Source organism: Flavobacterium qiangtangense (assembly GCF_042658345.1).
Taxonomy (GTDB): Bacteria; Bacteroidota; Bacteroidia; order Flavobacteriales; family Flavobacteriaceae; genus Flavobacterium; species Flavobacterium qiangtangense.
Window position 1 is genome coordinate 17674 of sequence record NZ_JBHSQB010000019.1, and the last position, 15881, is coordinate 33554.

The following is a 15881-nucleotide window of genomic DNA, read 5'->3' on the forward strand; positions in this document are numbered from 1 at the left end:
TATGGAAGAAATATTGTCACTTGTACCGACTTCTAAAAACTGAGTACTGAACACCGCAAACTAATTTTTAGGCATAAAAAAACCACGCTAAAAGCGTGGTTTTTCTCACTATATTTTGGGTTTAGTATCCTCCTCTGTTTCCACCACCACGGTTATCTCCACCACGGCTGTTACCACCATATCCACCACCGCTATTGCGATCGTTTCCGTATCCACCACGGCTTCCACCACGTGAATCTCCACCACCACGGTTTCCACCGCCATTGAAGCTTCTTCTTTCTCCTTCTGGTTTTGGCTCTGATTTGTTAACTACGATAGCACGTCCTTGAACAGTTGCTCCGTTTAATTCGTCAATTGCCTTTTGTGCTTCGTCATCATTTGGCATTTCAACGAAACCGAATCCTTTACTTCTTCCAGTAAATTTATCTGTAATAATTTTTACAGAATCAACTGCACCATAAGCCTCAAAAGACTCTCTTAAATCTGCTTCCTCAATACTGAATGGAAGGCTTCCAACAAAAATATTCATATGTACACTATTATAATTACAACAAATGTAACTTAAATTAATTTGTAAAGCACTATTAATTAGGATATTTATAGCTAAATTTTTCTTAATTTCTTGAGGGCGTGTTCTCATTGGTTTCGCAAAGATTCAAGGTTTAAAAGAAGCGAAAAGTTTGAAAATAGCCCTGATGGTTGCGACTATCCTTTTGTTCTTTGTCCCGAAACTTTAGAAAGAACAAAAGATAGTGCAAACCAGCAGGAATTTCGTTTAAAAAACACTCGCCCGTTTGGCTCAAAAAAAAACCCGATTACTTGAAAGCAATCGGGATTTAGAATCTTATTGGTTTTATTTACTGTGCTGCTTGAATTGGCACGTGGTAAAAAACGCCGTCGATATAATTTACTACGGTTCCGCCGGTTCCTGGAGCGTTAAACTCGAAGGTTCCGGTTACTGTTCCGGCTGGGCTTGTTTCAATTGTGATTTCGCCGTCGCCTAAACCTGAACCTGTTGCGTATTCTGTATTGATTCCGTCTGCAGAAAAACTGTATGTTGCCGCGTTCGAATTGTTTTCTCCTAAAGTGTAAACTCCTGGTTCGATTGACGAGGTTGTCAATGTCAGTACTTCAAATGGCGTTACCGCAGTAACTGTCAATGTGTTACCAACAACTGTTGCGTAAGAACTTGTTGCTCTCCAGAAAGCTCCGTCTTTTGTACCTTGCACTGATGGATTATTGAAAGTTGCATCGTCTTCGCAAGCAGAGAAAGCGATTACAAGCACTAAAAGTGATAAAATCTTTTTCATATTTATATTATGGATATGGTCTTTTTATTTTAATACCCGACAAAAATAGTTTTTTATGGAATATATGCTAACGAAATTTTAAAAAATAACAACTTAATCTGAAATTATTATAATCTTAAAACGCAGATTTTGACAAAAATTGCTGTTGGAATAGTTTGTATTGCAAAGTTTTGTATATTTGCACCCTTAATTAATCGAGGTCGAGTACCTCAAAATTTAATCTTAGATTATGTCTGTAAAAATTAGATTACAAAGACACGGTAAAAAAGGTAAACCTTTTTACTGGGTTGTAGCTGCTGATGCACGCTCAAAAAGAGATGGTAAATTCCTAGAAAAAATTGGAACTTACAATCCAAACACAAATCCTGCAACTATCGACTTAAACCTTGATAGCGCTGTTCAATGGTTGCACAATGGTGCTCAACCAACTGATACAGCTAGAGCAATTCTATCTTATAAAGGAGCTTTATTGAAACACCACCTTGATGGAGGAGTTCGTAAAGGTGCTTTGACTCAAGAGCAAGCTGACGAGAAACTAACTAAATGGTTAGACGAGAAAGCTGGAAAAGTTGACGCTAAAAAAGATGGTCTTTCTTCTACTAAAGCTGACGCAAAAGCAAAAGCTCTTGCTGCTGAGAAAAAAGTAAACGAAGACCGTATTGCTGCTGCAAAACAAGCACAAGCTGATGCTGAAAAAGCAAACGAGCCTGTTGCTGAAGAAGTTGCTGAAGTTGAATCAACTGAAGAAACTCCTGCCGCAGAAGAAAACAACGAAGAAACTCAAGCTTAATTTTGATGCGATAATGCGTAAGGAAGAATGTTTCTATTTAGGTAAAATCGCTAAAAAATTTAGTTTTAAGGGTGAAGTCCTTGTCTATCTTGACACTGACGAGCCTGAGTTATACGAAAACTTGGAATCAGTGTTTGTCGAATGTGGCAAACACTTGGTTCCTTTTTTTATTGAAAACAGTTCTATCCACAAAAATGACTTTCTGAGAGTTCGTTTTGAAGATATGAATACTGAGGAAGATGCTGATGCCGTGATTGGCAATGCGGTTTACCTTCCTTTAAATATGTTGCCAAAACTGGAAGGCAACAAATTTTATTTCCACGAAGTAATTGGCTTTGAAATTGAAGACAAGCGATTGGGCGTTGTTGGAAAAATTCAATCTGTTAATGATACGACTGCGCAACCTTTATTTGAGGTTTTGAACGGCGAAGTGGAAATCTTGATTCCGATGATTGATCACTTTCTTCTGAAGATTGATCGCGAGAACAAAAAAGTGGTTATGGATTTACCGGAAGGTTTGATTGAAATGTATCTTTAAAAGGTTTATTCGTTTATTCGTTTATTCGTTTATTCGTTTATTCGTTTATTCGTTTAATTGTATTACTCACAAAATCTTTTCTTTTGCCTCTTTTTCCTATTATCTCAATTCTAATTACTAAAACCTCAATACCACAATGTTCCAATTCAAACAATTTTCTGTAGAACAAGATCGTTGCGCGATGAAAGTTGGGACTGATGGTGTTTTACTTGGAGCTTGGTCACCGATTCCTGAAAATATTTTTAGTGTTTTGGATGTTGGAGCCGGAACCGGAATCATCGCCTTGATGTTAGCTCAAAGAACCAATGCCGAACAAATTGATGCTTTGGAAATTGACGAAGAAGCTTATGAACAGGCGGTAGAAAATTTCGAGAATTCTCCGTGGGGCGATAGATTATTTTGCTTTCACGCTGGTTTGGATGAATTTATTGAAGAACCGGAAGATGAATATGACTTGATCATTTCAAATCCTCCATTTTATACTGAAGATTTTAAAACCGAAAGCGAACAAAGAGATTTGGCTCGTTTTGCAGACGCAATGCCTTTTGAAGATTTAGTCGAAGCGGCCGATTTATTGCTTTCTGAAAACGGAATCTTTTCTGTGATTATTCCATTTAAAGAAGAAGAGAAATTTATTGCCTTGGCGAAAGATTTTGATTTGTTTCCAACTAAAATTACCCGCGTCAAAGGAAGTCCTACAACAGAAATCAAACGAAGCCTTTTAGCATTTAGCAGAAATGTTTTAGAAAATTTCCCTTTGGATGAGCTGGTGATCGAAACTTCCAGACATATTTATACAGAAGAATATATTGCCTTGACTAAGGATTTTTACTTGAAAATGTAATTCATACCTTTTTTGTAATTAAGTAGTTTTTGTATTTCACGTTAATCTTTTGTTTTATAAAGAATCTTTCGCAAAACCCACCTGCTTAATTATTGTAAGCAATAAGCCAATTACTGTAATTTGTTCGATTGTGAAAATAATTTCCATTTTCCATATAAAAATTGACCTTTTAATTATTGATTTGTTAGAAATCTTTATCTATTTTTGCGAAGATTTAAAAACATAACAATGAGACCAGACCTTTTTCAAGCTCCAGATTATTACCTTTTAGACGAATTATTGTCAGACGAACATAAAATGGTACGTGACGCCGCCCGCGAATGGGTAAAGCGTGAGGTATCTCCAATTATTGAAGATTATGCTCAAAAAGCTGAATTTCCAAAACAAATCATTAATGGTTTGGCAGAAATCGGTGCTTTTGGACCTTATATTCCTGAAGAATATGGCGGTGCTGGATTGGACCAAATTTCTTATGGATTAATCATGCAAGAAATTGAAAGAGGCGATTCTGGTGTTCGTTCAACGGCTTCAGTTCAGTCTTCATTAGTTATGTACCCAATTTGGAAATACGGAAACGAAGAACAAAGAATGAAATGGTTGCCAAAGTTGGCTTCTGGTGAATTCATCGGATGTTTTGGTTTGACAGAACCAGATCACGGATCAAATCCGGGTGGAATGACAACTAATTTTAAAGATAAAGGCGATCATTATTTATTAAATGGTGCCAAAATGTGGATTTCGAATGCACCGTTCGCAGATATTGCCGTGGTTTGGGCAAAAGACGAATCAGGGAGAATCCACGGATTAGTCGTGGAAAGAGGAATGGAAGGCTTCACAACTCCAGAAACGCACAATAAATGGTCACTTCGTGCTTCAGCAACTGGCGAATTAATTTTTGACAATGTAAAAGTTCCGAAGGAAAATTTATTACCAAATAAATCTGGTTTAGGCGCGCCGCTTGGTTGTTTAGACTCAGCCCGTTATGGAATCGCTTGGGGCGCAATTGGTGCTGCAATGGATTGTTATGACACAGCTTTGAGATATTCAAAAGAAAGAATTCAGTTTGACAAACCAATTGGTGCGACACAATTACAGCAAAAGAAATTGGCCGAAATGATTACTGAAATCACAAAAGCGCAATTGCTTACTTGGAGACTTGGAGTTTTGAGAAACGAAGGAAAAGCAACTTCGGCTCAAATTTCAATGGCAAAAAGAAACAACGTGGATATGGCCATCACCATTGCCAGAGATGCAAGACAAATGCTTGGCGGAATGGGAATTACGGGCGAATATTCAATTATGCGTCACATGATGAACTTAGAATCTGTGATTACTTATGAAGGAACGCACGACATTCACCTGCTAATTACCGGGATGGATGTTACTGGTTTTGCGGCATTTAAGTAATAAACAAATCTTAAAATACAAGAAAAGCTTCTCTATCAAGGGAAGCTTTTTTACATTTGCACAAACCCCTAGTTATGAATATCGAAAATATTAACGCCAGTATCCAGCCTCAGAAAGACCTTTTATTAAACCACCCTCTTTACAAAAAAGTACAAAATCTTGACGATTTACGCCGATTTTTAGAAAGCCACGTTTATGCAGTTTGGGATTTTATGTCGCTTTTAAAAGCGCTTCAATCAAAATTGACTGCTACCACAACGCCTTGGCTTCCGGTTGGAAATCCAGAAATTAGATATTTGATCAATGAAATTGTTCTGGCAGAAGAAACCGATTTAAATTTAGACGGAAAAAGACAAAGCCATTATGAAATGTATATCGACGCGATGAAAGATTGTGGCGCCGATATTTCAGAAATTGAAGGTTTTCTTGAAAATGTGATTGCGACTCAAAATATTTTTGTTTCAATCAAGCAAAGTGATTTGCACCCAAAAATCAAAGAATTTTTAGACTTTACTTTTAGAGTTATTGACGAAGGAAAACCACACGAAATCGCGGCCGCTTTTACCTTTGGCAGAGAAGATTTGATTCCGGCAATGTTTACTGAAATCTTGAGGAATTTCCAAAATAATTTTCCGGATGCTGACTTGACAAAATTGATTTATTATTTTGAAAGACATATCGAATTAGACGCTGACGAACACGGCCCAATGGCGATGCAAATGATCAACGAACTTTGCGAAGGATTGGAACACCGCTGGGACGAAGTTAGAGAAGTTTCGATTCAGGCACTTGAAAGAAGAATCGGACTTTGGGATGCAATTGAAGAATTGATTTCAATGAAACCTGAATTAGCATAAATTAAAACGGCTCAACTGCCGTTTTTTTTTGCTTTAAATAAAACGATTTTAAAAATTAAATCTCGGAATCTGCAAAGGGAGAATCCTTTTTTAAACACATTGCTATAATAAACTATTAAATAGTTGCATAATTTAACGTTAAGATAAAGCAATTCTGCCTAAAAAAATTTTGCGAAAAGATTCAATAGGACCAAAAAATAAATTTAACCAATTAGACATTTGAAAAGCAGATATAGGAAGGGTAAAATTACTGACAATGTACTTTTTAACTTTTATAATTATAAAGTGTAAATGTTTTGCGTTATTTTAGCAGACCAAAATTGAACTAAATTTTACGTTAGGTTAATTTAAAAAAACTATTAATTATTTAAAAGATTTCAAGAATGAAAAAAACATTACGTTTTTCTGCGTGCTTACTTCTTATCTCAAGTTTTGCTTTTGCCCAAAGTGATAAATCTTGGAGAAGAACAAATGAGCAAGAGATTAAAACTTACAAAAATGTGAAAGGCAGAGAATTTCCTCAGGCATCAAAGTACTATAACTTGGATGTTTCTTCACTTAGACAAACTTTATTTTCTGCTCCAAAAGTGGCTTCAGAAAGTAATGTTATCATTTCTATTCCTAATATTGATGGCGAAATGGAACAATTTAGAGTTTGGGAAAACTCAAATTTTGCTCCTGAATTGCAAGCACAATTTCCTGACATTAGAGCTTACGCTGGTGTTGGACTTAAAGACAAAACTGCGTCTATCAGAATTAGTATTGATCCACAAGGAATTCAAACTATGGTTTTAAGAGGTGGTAAAAAAACTGAATTTATTGAGCCATATTCAGCAGACGGAACTAAATATGCGTTATTCAACTCTGAATCAGTAAGAACAGAAGGAGAAATTCCTTTCGCTTGTACTACAAAGGATGATTTAGAATTACATGACAAATTGAAAAGTATTGGCAATTCAACATTATCAAACAATCAAGTTTTCAAGACATTAAGATTAGCTTTATCTTGTACAGGAGAATATACTGCTTATTTCGGCGGAGTTTCACAAGCATTAGCGGGAATGAACGCTACAATGACAAGAGTTAATGGAGTTTTTGCAATTGATCTTGCTATTAAACTAGAGCTTATTGCAAATAACACTGCATTAATTTATACAAATGCTGCAACTGACCCATATTCTGACGCGGAAGCTGGTTCTGGTGGTGCATGGAACCTTGAATTACAAGGTGCTTTAACTTCTACGATTGGTAATGCCGCTTATGATATCGGTCACCTTTTTGGTGCAGCTGGTGGTGGTGGTAATGCAGGTTGTATTGGTTGCGTTTGTGTTAATCCAACCCCTGCAGTTCCAGAAGGAAAAGGAAGTGGATTTACGTCTCCATCAAATAATATTCCGGCAGGAGACACATTTGATATTGACTATGTTGCTCACGAAATGGGACATCAACTAGGCGCAAACCATACTTTTTCACACAGTGCTGAAATTAACGGAGTTAACGTTGAACCGGGAAGTGGATCTACAATTATGGGATATGCTGGAATTACTTCTTACAATGTTCAAAATAATTCTGATGATTATTTTACGTATAGAAGTATTTTGCAAATCCAAAGCAACTTGGCAACAAAAACTTGTCCAGTAAGTACGCCAATGACCAATACTGCTCCAACAGTATCTGCAGGTCTTGACTACACAATTCCAAAAGGAACACCTTTCATTTTAACAGGAACTGGTAGCGATGTTGAATCAAACAGCAATCTAACCTATACTTGGGAACAAAACGACCCTTCTAACTCTTCGAATACGCAAGGCGCAAGTAGTGTTGCGTCTCCAACAAAAGCTTCAGGTCCAAACTTTAGATCACTTGCTCCTTCACCATCTCCGGTAAGATACATGCCAGCACTTAGCACTGTTTTAACTAACAACTTAAGCTCACAATGGGAATCTGTATCGACTGTGGGAAGAACTTTAAATTTCACTTTAACAGCTAGAGATAATTCCGTTGGAAGTGGACAAACAAATACTGACGCAACTGTTATCACAGTTAGTAACACAGTAGGACCATTTGATGTTACTTCACAAAGTGCCGCAGGAATTACTTGGACACAAGGTGGAACAGAAACAATTACATGGTCAGTGGGTGGTACAACATCATTGGCAGGTTCAGCAAATGTTGATATATTATTATCGACAGATGGAGGACTTACTTATCCAACTGTTTTGAAAGCCAATACTCCAAACGATGGTAGTGAAGCAATCACTGTTCCAAACCTAGCTGCACCTTTCTGTAGAGTAATGGTAAAACCAACTGGAAACATCTACTATGACATCAATCCAGTAGCTTTTGCAATTGGTTACATTGTAACAACAACTACAACTTGTAACACATATACTGCAACACCAAATGCTCCAATCGTTGGGCTTGCTCAACCAGCTTGGTCAGCGTATTCAGTGAACGTTCCTGACAATGTTGTAATTTCAGATATTAATGTATCTGTTAATATTTCTCACCCAAGAATCAACGACTTATATGTAGGTTTATTAAAACCCGGTACAAATGCGGTTGCTGACATCAGAATCCTTTACCAACAAGGTTGTGGGCAAATCGTTAATAAAAATATGATCACAACTTATGACGATGCTGGTACTAATCTTGCATGTGGTTCAATTGATTTAGGAAACACGTACAAACCATTAAATACATTGGATATTTTTAATGGACTTAACTCTGCTGGAAACTGGAGATTAACTATTGCTGATTTAACAGTTCAAAACAGTGGTACATTGAACAGCTTTGCATTAAATATCTGTTCAACAACAACTACAATCACGTTGAGCAACGAAGATTTTAGCTTGGCTAATTTCGCAATTTATCCAAATCCAAACAATGGTAATTTCACGGTTCAATTTGATTCAAAATCGAGCAACGAAATTAAAATTGGAGTTCATGATTTGAGAGGAAGAGAAATTTTCAATAAATCATACCAAAACTCAGGTGTTTTTAATCAAAACTTACAATTGAGCAACGTTCAAGCTGGAGTTTATCTTGTAACTGTTCAAGATGGTGATAGAAAAGAAGTTAAGAAAATTGTTATTCAATAATTTCAATTGAATATAAATAAAAAGGGAGCTAAAATATTTTAGCTCCCTTTTTTATTTTAATAAAGTTTTTTAATATTCCGGAGCCAATTCTAGTTCCAAACCTTCTAATTTTTCAGTGATTTGAATTTGGCAACCCAATCTGCTGTTGTCTTTTACGAAGAAAGCTTCTGATAACATGGCTTCCTCATCGTCGCCCATTTCTGGTAAAGCGACTTCGTTTAAAACATAACATTGGCAAGAAGCACACATCGCCATACCGCCACAAACACCAATAGTTCCTTCTGGAGCTAATTCGTATGCGCGAACCAATTCCATAATGTTCATATTCATATCTGTTGGCGCCTGAACTTCATGGGAAACTCCTTCCCTATCGATAATTTTTATAGTAACGTCTTGAGACATAAATTAGTCAATTGATTTTACAACTGCTTTTTCAGCTTCTTTTCTAGTTCCGTCAAATCCGTCAACGCCTGAAACCGTAGTATATTTCAAGACATATTTTTTACCCGGATTCAATTTATTATAAACGCTTTGGCACATTAAAGTTGCCTCATGGAAACCACAAAGTATCAATTTTAATTTTCCTGGATACGTGTTCACGTCGCCAATCGCATAAATTCCTTCGATGTTTGTTTGGTAATCTAAAGCGTTGTTTACTTTGATAGCATTTTTTTCGATTTCTAATCCCCAATTGGCAATTGCGCCCAATTTTGGAGACAATCCGAATAGTGGAATAAAATAATCGGTTTTGATATTTCTGTGCGCTCCATTTTCTTCAATGTCAATTGATTCCAAATGTTCAGAACCATTTAACCCAACAACTTCTGCTGGAGTAATCAAATGGATTTTTCCTGCGTGTTTTAATTCTTGTACTTTTTCAACAGAATCAAGCGCGCCGCGAAATTCATTTCTTCTGTGAATCAAAGTCACTTCTGAAGCTACATTTGAAAGGAAAATACTCCAATCTAAGGCAGAATCTCCTCCGCCGGCAATCACAATTTTTTTGTCGCGGAACAATTCTGGGTCTTTTACAAAATATTCCACACCTTTTTCTTCGTAGAATTCAATGTCTTCGATCAACGGTTTTCTTGGTTCAAAACTTCCCAAACCACCAGCAATGGCAACCGCTTTACAAGCGTGCTTTGTGCCTCTGTCTGTGGTCACGATAAAGCTTCCGTCTTCCAATTTTTCAATGGTTTCTGCTTTTTCGTTTAAGGTAAATCCGGGTTGGAATTGTTTGATTTGGTCCATTAAGTTATCGACTAAATCCCCTGCCAAAACGGATGGATATCCTGGAATATCAAAGATGGGTTTTTTTGGATACAATTCTGACAATTGTCCGCCTGGCTGAGGCAAAGCGTCAATAATGTGGCATTTTAATTTTAAAAGTCCTGCTTCAAAAACGGTAAAAAGTCCTGTGGGACCCGCACCGATTATTAGTATATCTGTTTCAATCATTTTTTAAAGGTTCAAAGGTTCTGAGTTTCTAAGGCGCAAAGGTCTGGGAAACCGTAAAGCTTTTTTATGACAAATGTCATTTACTCCGAAAAAGTTTAATTTTAAGCGGATGCTCGTCCGCGTGAGTGATTGTAGCGGAAATCCTTTTATTTTTTTTCTTTAAAAAAATAAAAGATTGGGAGCGGAAAGCACGACCCTTGAAGAAACGCCGCTAGGCTTTTTTCAAGGGTCACGCCCAAAAACTCCGTGTGGTTTTTAAGCTACGTTTACGACAGTTTCTATTTCTGGAGCGTATTTTTTGATAGTGGTTTCAACACCAGCTTTCAAGGTCATTTGGTTCACGCTACAGCCCACGCAAGCGCCCTCAAGACGCACTTTCACGTGCTTGTTGTCCTCAATGTCGATTAGCGAAATATTGCCTCCGTCAGATTCAAGAAAAGGACGAATTTCATCCAATGCTTTTTCTACGTTTAATTTGATTTCTTCTGTTGTCATTTTTTTAGATTTTTAGATTTTCAGACTTCTTAGATTTTAGAGTAAAGTCTAAAGTTCTAAAAAGTTTAAGAAATTCTTATTTTTTAACTGCCGAACATCCCGCCATTGTTGTGATTTTCACAGCTTCTGAGGGTGGAAGGTTCTCGTTTCTGCTTACTGTTTCTTGAACTACATTTCTTGCGATTTCCTCGAAAACTTTTTCTAACGGAGATGCTGTTTGCAACGCCGCCGGACGTCCGTAATCTCCCGCTTCACGGATGGACTGCACGATTGGAATTTCTCCCAAGAACGGAACTTCTAAATCTTCTGCAAGATTTTTAGCGCCTTCTTTTCCGAAGATATAATATTTGTTTTCTGGTAATTCTTCTGGCGTGAAATAAGCCATATTTTCAATGATTCCAAGAACTGGAACGTTGATGCTGTCTGATTGAAACATCGCCACACCTTTTTTCGCGTCAGCAAGAGCGACAGCTTGTGGCGTGCTCACGATAACGGCTCCGGTGATTGGCAATGATTGGACGATCGACAAATGAATGTCGCCCGTTCCTGGTGGTAAATCGATTAACATAAAGTCTAATTCGCCCCAATCTGCGTCAAAAATCATTTGGTTCAATGCTTTTGAAGCCATCGGCCCTCTCCAGATTACGGCTTGACTTGGCGCTGTGAAAAATCCGATTGACAAGATTTTTACTTCGTAACTTTCAATCGGTTTCATTTTCGATTTTCCGTCAACTACCACAGACACTGGTTTTTCAGATTCAACGTCAAACATAATTGGCATTGACGGTCCGTAAATATCAGCATCTAAAATTCCGACGCTGAAACCCATTTTTGCTAAAGTCACGGCAAGATTTGCAGTTGTTGTTGATTTTCCAACGCCTCCTTTTCCGGAAGCAACTGCAATAATATTTTTGATTCCAGGAATAGATTTTCCTTTGATTTCAGGTTTTTCAGGAGTTTCAACTTTAATGTTGACTTTTACTTTGGCATCAGCCGAAATTTTTTCCTGAATTGTTTTGATGATGTCAGCTTCCGCACGTTTTTTAATGTGAAGCGCTGGCGTTGCAAGCGTTACCTCAACAACTACTTCGTCACCAAAAGTTAATACGTTTTGGACTGCACCGCTTTCCACCATATTTTTTCCTTCTCCAGCAATGGTAACGGTTTCCAATGCTTTAAGAACTTCTTTTCTATCTATTTTCATTTTTGTATAACTCTCTTTTTCAAGCCTTTAAATTAGACTGATTTTAAATTACAAAGATACTATGAAAACTTCGTAATGTAAAGTTAATAGATTGAAAAAGTTTATGATTTGATAGCCAAAATGGATTTGTGATTTCCAAGAAATTTAAAACTCATTTTTTTGAATCAAATTTATTTTCACCGATGCATATTGCAACATCAAATTATTTTTCAAAAAATCATATTCAGAAGATAATAATTGGTTTTTAACCGAAGTATAAATCACGGCATCCACTTTTCCGCTGGTGAATTTTGATTGCGTGGTTTTGAAAGATTCTTTGGCGTATTTTAGTGTATTCTGAAGATTTTTGGTCAATTGAACGTATTGATTTTTTCGTGTGGTTTCTAATTCCACCAGCTGTTTGATTTTAATTTTTTCTTGCTCTGAAACTAATTTTACTTTTTCTGATTCAATTTTGGAAGCAATAATCTGTCGATTTCTTTTAAATCCGTTGAAGACTGGAATGTTTAATTGCAAACCGGCTTGGTGATTTTTATTGTCTGCCAATTGCGTTTGGAAACTTGGAATTCCAAAATTCGATTGATTTATTGGCGTGGAATAAAACGTAGAAAATCCATAAAACCCAACTAAAGATGGAAGATTCGCCGACCTTAAAATAGCAATATCTTTTCTTGAACTTTTATAAGCCAAATCAGCATATTCAATTTTTGGATTCTGGAAAATAGATTCTTTTTGAATTTCTTCCGAAGCTAAATAAACTTCTAAAACAATTTCCTGCAGATTTTCCACTTTGAAATTCATCAATTGAAAAAGCTGTAATTTTTGGGTAAAAAATAATTGTTCGGCTTCCATCAAACGCTTTTCATCTTGCGAAAAACTCAATTGAATATCATACAAATCGCTTTGAGGCTTGTTCCCAATTTCGACTTCTTTGGAAATTCTATCTCGGTTGAAAGTTGAATTTTTCAATTGTTCTTTTTGGATCTTGACCAACTCTTGAGAAAATAAAGCATCGAAATAGTTGGATAATAATTTCAATTTATATTCATATTCAACGACTTCTTTATCGGCTTTTGCCAATTCAATTTCGATTTTATTTTTCTTGGCTGTAGCCAAATTTCCAAAGTCGAGAAGATTTGTATTTGCGTTTAAATTCAAGTTATCATATTGAATGTCAGAACTCACACGATTATTGGTATTTGGGTCAATTGTGGAACCAAAGTTATAGGAATGGTTTCCGGTAAAACCAATCGACGGAAATAATTCTAACAACGGATGCGTGTAGGTTTTCTGCGCTTTTACAACTTGCAATTGCTTGATTTTGATGTCGATGTTATTTTCCAAAGCCACGGAAACACACTTTTGCAATGACCAAGAAATTTCTTGGCCATACACAAAAATGCTCGAAGTGAACAAGATTAGACTCAAAATCAACCTCTTATTCATACTTTAAATATTTTAAAACATTCACTTTAGTAGCTTGATAAGCTCTTGATAACACGACAATTAAAGTCAAAATCAGCAAGGCAAAAAATCCGATTACAAAAGGAATTAGTGAGATTTCAATTCGGTACGCGAAGTTTTCCAACCATTTTCCAAGCAAGAAATAAACCGGAAATAACGCGATTAAAAATCCGATAACACAGAAAATTATATATTGCTTTGACAAATCTTTTAGCAAAGTTTTTGTCTCAGCTCCCAATGTTTTTCTGATGGCAATTTCCTTCATTCTTCGTTGGATGGAATAGGAAGCTAATGCGAACAACCCAAAAAGCGCAATCAGAATTACGATGATATTTAATAAAGAGAAGAGGTCTTTTTGTTTTACAAATCCTTCATAAGTTCTGGCATATTCTTTATCTACGAAATCATATTCAAATGGATAATCGGTATCTACCTTTTTTGTCCAAAATTTTTCAATTTCTGCAATGGTTTGCTGAATATTTTCTCCTTTAACTTTGACGTGAATTTTACTAGCATTTTGAAGCATCCAGTCCACTGTTTTAAAGTGAAAGAAAACCATTGGCTGTACTTTTTCTTGCGGTCCCATCAAGTTAAAATCTTTGACGATACCAACGAGTTTCAATTTACGACCATTCCATTCTACTTCTTTTCCGATAGGATCTTTTTCGCCCATCATTTTTAAAGCGGTTTCGTTAACCAACATTGAATTTATGGTATCTGAAGAAAATTTTTCTGACAAAGTCCGACCTTCCTTAATTTTGATTTGCATCATTTCAAGCATGTCAAAGTCCACGCCCATATTTTTCCCCTGAATATTTTCGCTTCCTTTATATGAAAATCCCGTTGTAGATCCATTTCCAGAGCCAAAACTGAACGCACCAGTTGACACTTGTTCCACGCCGTTAATAGCAGAAACATTGGATTTAATCATATTATAACGGTTATAAATTTTTTCTTTATAGTTTTCTTCGCGCCAATTATATTTATTTCGGTAGGTAATTGAAATTACTTGATCGCCTTTAAAACCGAGGTCTTTCTCTGAAATAAATTTGATTTGTTCGTAAACAATGTAAGAACCAATGATGAAAAAAGTGGCGATACTAAATTGAAGGATTAACATTCCGTTTCGTAACCAAACGCCACTTTTACTTCTTCCGAAATTTCCTTTTAAGACTTTTAAAGTTTCGAAATTAGAAACATAAACCGCTGGAAAGATTCCGGAAACAGTAACTGTTATTAAGAAAATTGCTATTATTTGCAAATAAAATTGACTTCCGAAAATGACCAATTCTTTCCCTAAAAACTCATTATAATAAGGCAATGACAATTCTACAATTACAAGCGCCAGCAAAATGGAAAATGAAGTTGTGAGAATAGTTTCAAAAAGAAATTGCTTGACGATATTTGATTTTGATGCTCCAATAATCTTTCGAACGCCAACTTCCTTTGCTCGTTTTATGGCATTTGCCGTGGCGAGATTTACATAATTTACAATTGAAAGAATTAAAATCAAAATTGATAATCCGATCATGATTACAAGAAACTGATAATTTCCTTTTCCTTCTGCAAAACCGTCGGTGATTGAGTGAAGTCGAGAATCTTTTAACGGTTCTAAAATAACTTTTAGCTGATCTTTCCCCTTTTTCTTTTCCCATTCTGCAACAGTGATTCCTTCTTTTTTTGCCCAAACTACGATTCTGTTTTTGAACATTAAATCTTGTATCTTTTGGGTCACTTTATTCTTGTCGTCCGAATTTTTGAGCTTTATCATCAGACCAAAGTTGAAGTTCCCCCATCCCCACTCGCCTTTTGCCTCTGTTATGCGAACATCAATTAAATTTGTAACCGCATCAGGTTGCATTGAAGACTTTCCGGGAATGACATAAACGCCTCTGACCACAAGTTTTCTGCCAGAATAAGTTACAATTTTCCCTAAAGGATCTTCCGTCCCAAATAACTTTTCGGCCGCTTTTTCAGATATTGCAATGCTGGCGTTATCTTTCAAAGCCGATTTTCCATATCCTTTAATAAATTTGAAAGGAAACATTTCGAAAAAAGTTTTTTGAGCATCGGTAATTTTGAAAATTTCCTTTTTGTTTTTGTACTGAATAATTTCGTTGTAATACCAATTATCCATGTAACAAAAAGATTCCACTTCTTCAAATTCCTTGAGATTATCTTCTAAAGGCGCCACATTACTCGCCCAATATTCATCTAAGCTTACTCGATTTATTGATTGAAAAACATTTTCTTTTCCCGGATTCCAAGCGTTGTATGAATGTTCATCGTTCCAATAAAGGATGGAAAATATCAAACCCGCAATTCCGATGCTCAACCCCAAAACATTCAGGGCAGTGAAGAATTTATTGTTTCTGATTTGATATAAATATATTTTTAGCCAGTTTTTAAGCAT

Annotated in this window: 14 protein-coding genes; 6 read left to right on the forward strand and 8 right to left on the reverse strand. The window is 36.1% G+C overall.

Annotated features, from left to right (window positions below):
* Positions 1-121: 121 nt before the first annotated feature.
* Positions 122-529, reverse strand: a complete 408-nt coding sequence (locus ACFPVY_RS15945) for an RNA recognition motif domain-containing protein (RefSeq protein WP_379793136.1) — start codon at positions 527-529, stop codon at positions 122-124.
* A gap of 328 nt (positions 530-857) precedes the next feature.
* The gene (locus ACFPVY_RS15950) at positions 858-1310 is read right to left on the reverse strand and encodes a DUF6252 domain-containing protein (RefSeq protein WP_379793137.1); all 453 of its coding nucleotides are present in this window, start codon (positions 1308-1310) and stop codon (positions 858-860) included.
* 229 nt (positions 1311-1539) lie between these two features.
* On the opposite strand from ACFPVY_RS15950, the gene ACFPVY_RS15955 reads away from it, so the two are divergent.
* The 6 genes from ACFPVY_RS15955 (at position 1540) to ACFPVY_RS15980 (ending at position 8847) form a co-directional block, all read left to right on the forward strand.
* Positions 1540-2100, forward strand: coding sequence for a 30S ribosomal protein S16 (locus ACFPVY_RS15955; RefSeq protein ID WP_379793138.1), 561 nt, complete (start codon positions 1540-1542; stop codon positions 2098-2100).
* A gap of 13 nt (positions 2101-2113) precedes the next feature.
* A complete protein-coding gene (gene rimM / locus ACFPVY_RS15960; RefSeq protein ID WP_379793139.1) occupies positions 2114-2638 on the forward strand; it encodes a ribosome maturation factor RimM in 525 nt (174 codons plus the stop codon).
* A 136-nt stretch (positions 2639-2774) separates the two neighbouring features.
* Positions 2775-3482 carry a tRNA1(Val) (adenine(37)-N6)-methyltransferase gene (locus ACFPVY_RS15965; protein WP_379793140.1) on the forward strand — a complete coding sequence of 236 codons (708 nt, stop codon included), beginning with the start codon at positions 2775-2777 and terminating at the stop codon, positions 3480-3482.
* A gap of 228 nt (positions 3483-3710) precedes the next feature.
* Entirely contained in the window at positions 3711-4889 is a 1179-nt protein-coding gene (locus ACFPVY_RS15970) for an acyl-CoA dehydrogenase family protein (protein ID WP_379793141.1), read from the forward strand.
* Between the two features lie 74 nt (positions 4890-4963).
* Positions 4964-5746, forward strand: a complete 783-nt coding sequence (locus ACFPVY_RS15975) for a DUF3050 domain-containing protein (RefSeq protein ID WP_379793142.1) — start codon at positions 4964-4966, stop codon at positions 5744-5746.
* A 383-nt stretch (positions 5747-6129) separates the two neighbouring features.
* A complete protein-coding gene (locus tag ACFPVY_RS15980) occupies positions 6130-8847 on the forward strand; it encodes a zinc-dependent metalloprotease (RefSeq protein WP_379793143.1) in 2718 nt (905 codons plus the stop codon).
* Positions 8848-8916: 69 nt separating this feature from the next.
* On the opposite strand, the gene ACFPVY_RS15985 is transcribed toward ACFPVY_RS15980, so the two are convergent.
* From ACFPVY_RS15985 to ACFPVY_RS16010, 6 genes are all read right to left on the reverse strand, one after another.
* On the reverse strand, positions 8917-9249 hold the full coding sequence (locus ACFPVY_RS15985) for a 2Fe-2S iron-sulfur cluster-binding family protein (RefSeq protein WP_379793145.1): 333 nt from the start codon (positions 9247-9249) through the stop codon (positions 8917-8919).
* A gap of 3 nt (positions 9250-9252) precedes the next feature.
* Complete coding sequence (locus ACFPVY_RS15990) at positions 9253-10305, reverse strand: NAD(P)/FAD-dependent oxidoreductase (protein ID WP_379793146.1); 1053 nt, start codon at positions 10303-10305, stop codon at positions 9253-9255.
* Positions 10306-10560: 255 nt separating this feature from the next.
* The gene (locus ACFPVY_RS15995) at positions 10561-10800 is read right to left on the reverse strand and encodes a NifU family protein (RefSeq protein ID WP_379793147.1); all 240 of its coding nucleotides are present in this window, start codon (positions 10798-10800) and stop codon (positions 10561-10563) included.
* A gap of 76 nt (positions 10801-10876) precedes the next feature.
* Positions 10877-12004 (reverse strand): Mrp/NBP35 family ATP-binding protein, encoded by a 1128-nt coding sequence (locus ACFPVY_RS16000; RefSeq protein ID WP_379793149.1) that lies wholly within the window; start codon positions 12002-12004, stop codon positions 10877-10879.
* A 144-nt stretch (positions 12005-12148) separates the two neighbouring features.
* The gene (locus tag ACFPVY_RS16005; RefSeq protein WP_379793150.1) at positions 12149-13450 is read right to left on the reverse strand and encodes a TolC family protein; all 1302 of its coding nucleotides are present in this window, start codon (positions 13448-13450) and stop codon (positions 12149-12151) included.
* The gene (locus ACFPVY_RS16010; protein WP_379793151.1) at positions 13443-15881 is read right to left on the reverse strand and encodes an ABC transporter permease; all 2439 of its coding nucleotides are present in this window, start codon (positions 15879-15881) and stop codon (positions 13443-13445) included. Before ACFPVY_RS16010 ends, ACFPVY_RS16005 begins: the two co-directional genes overlap by 8 nt.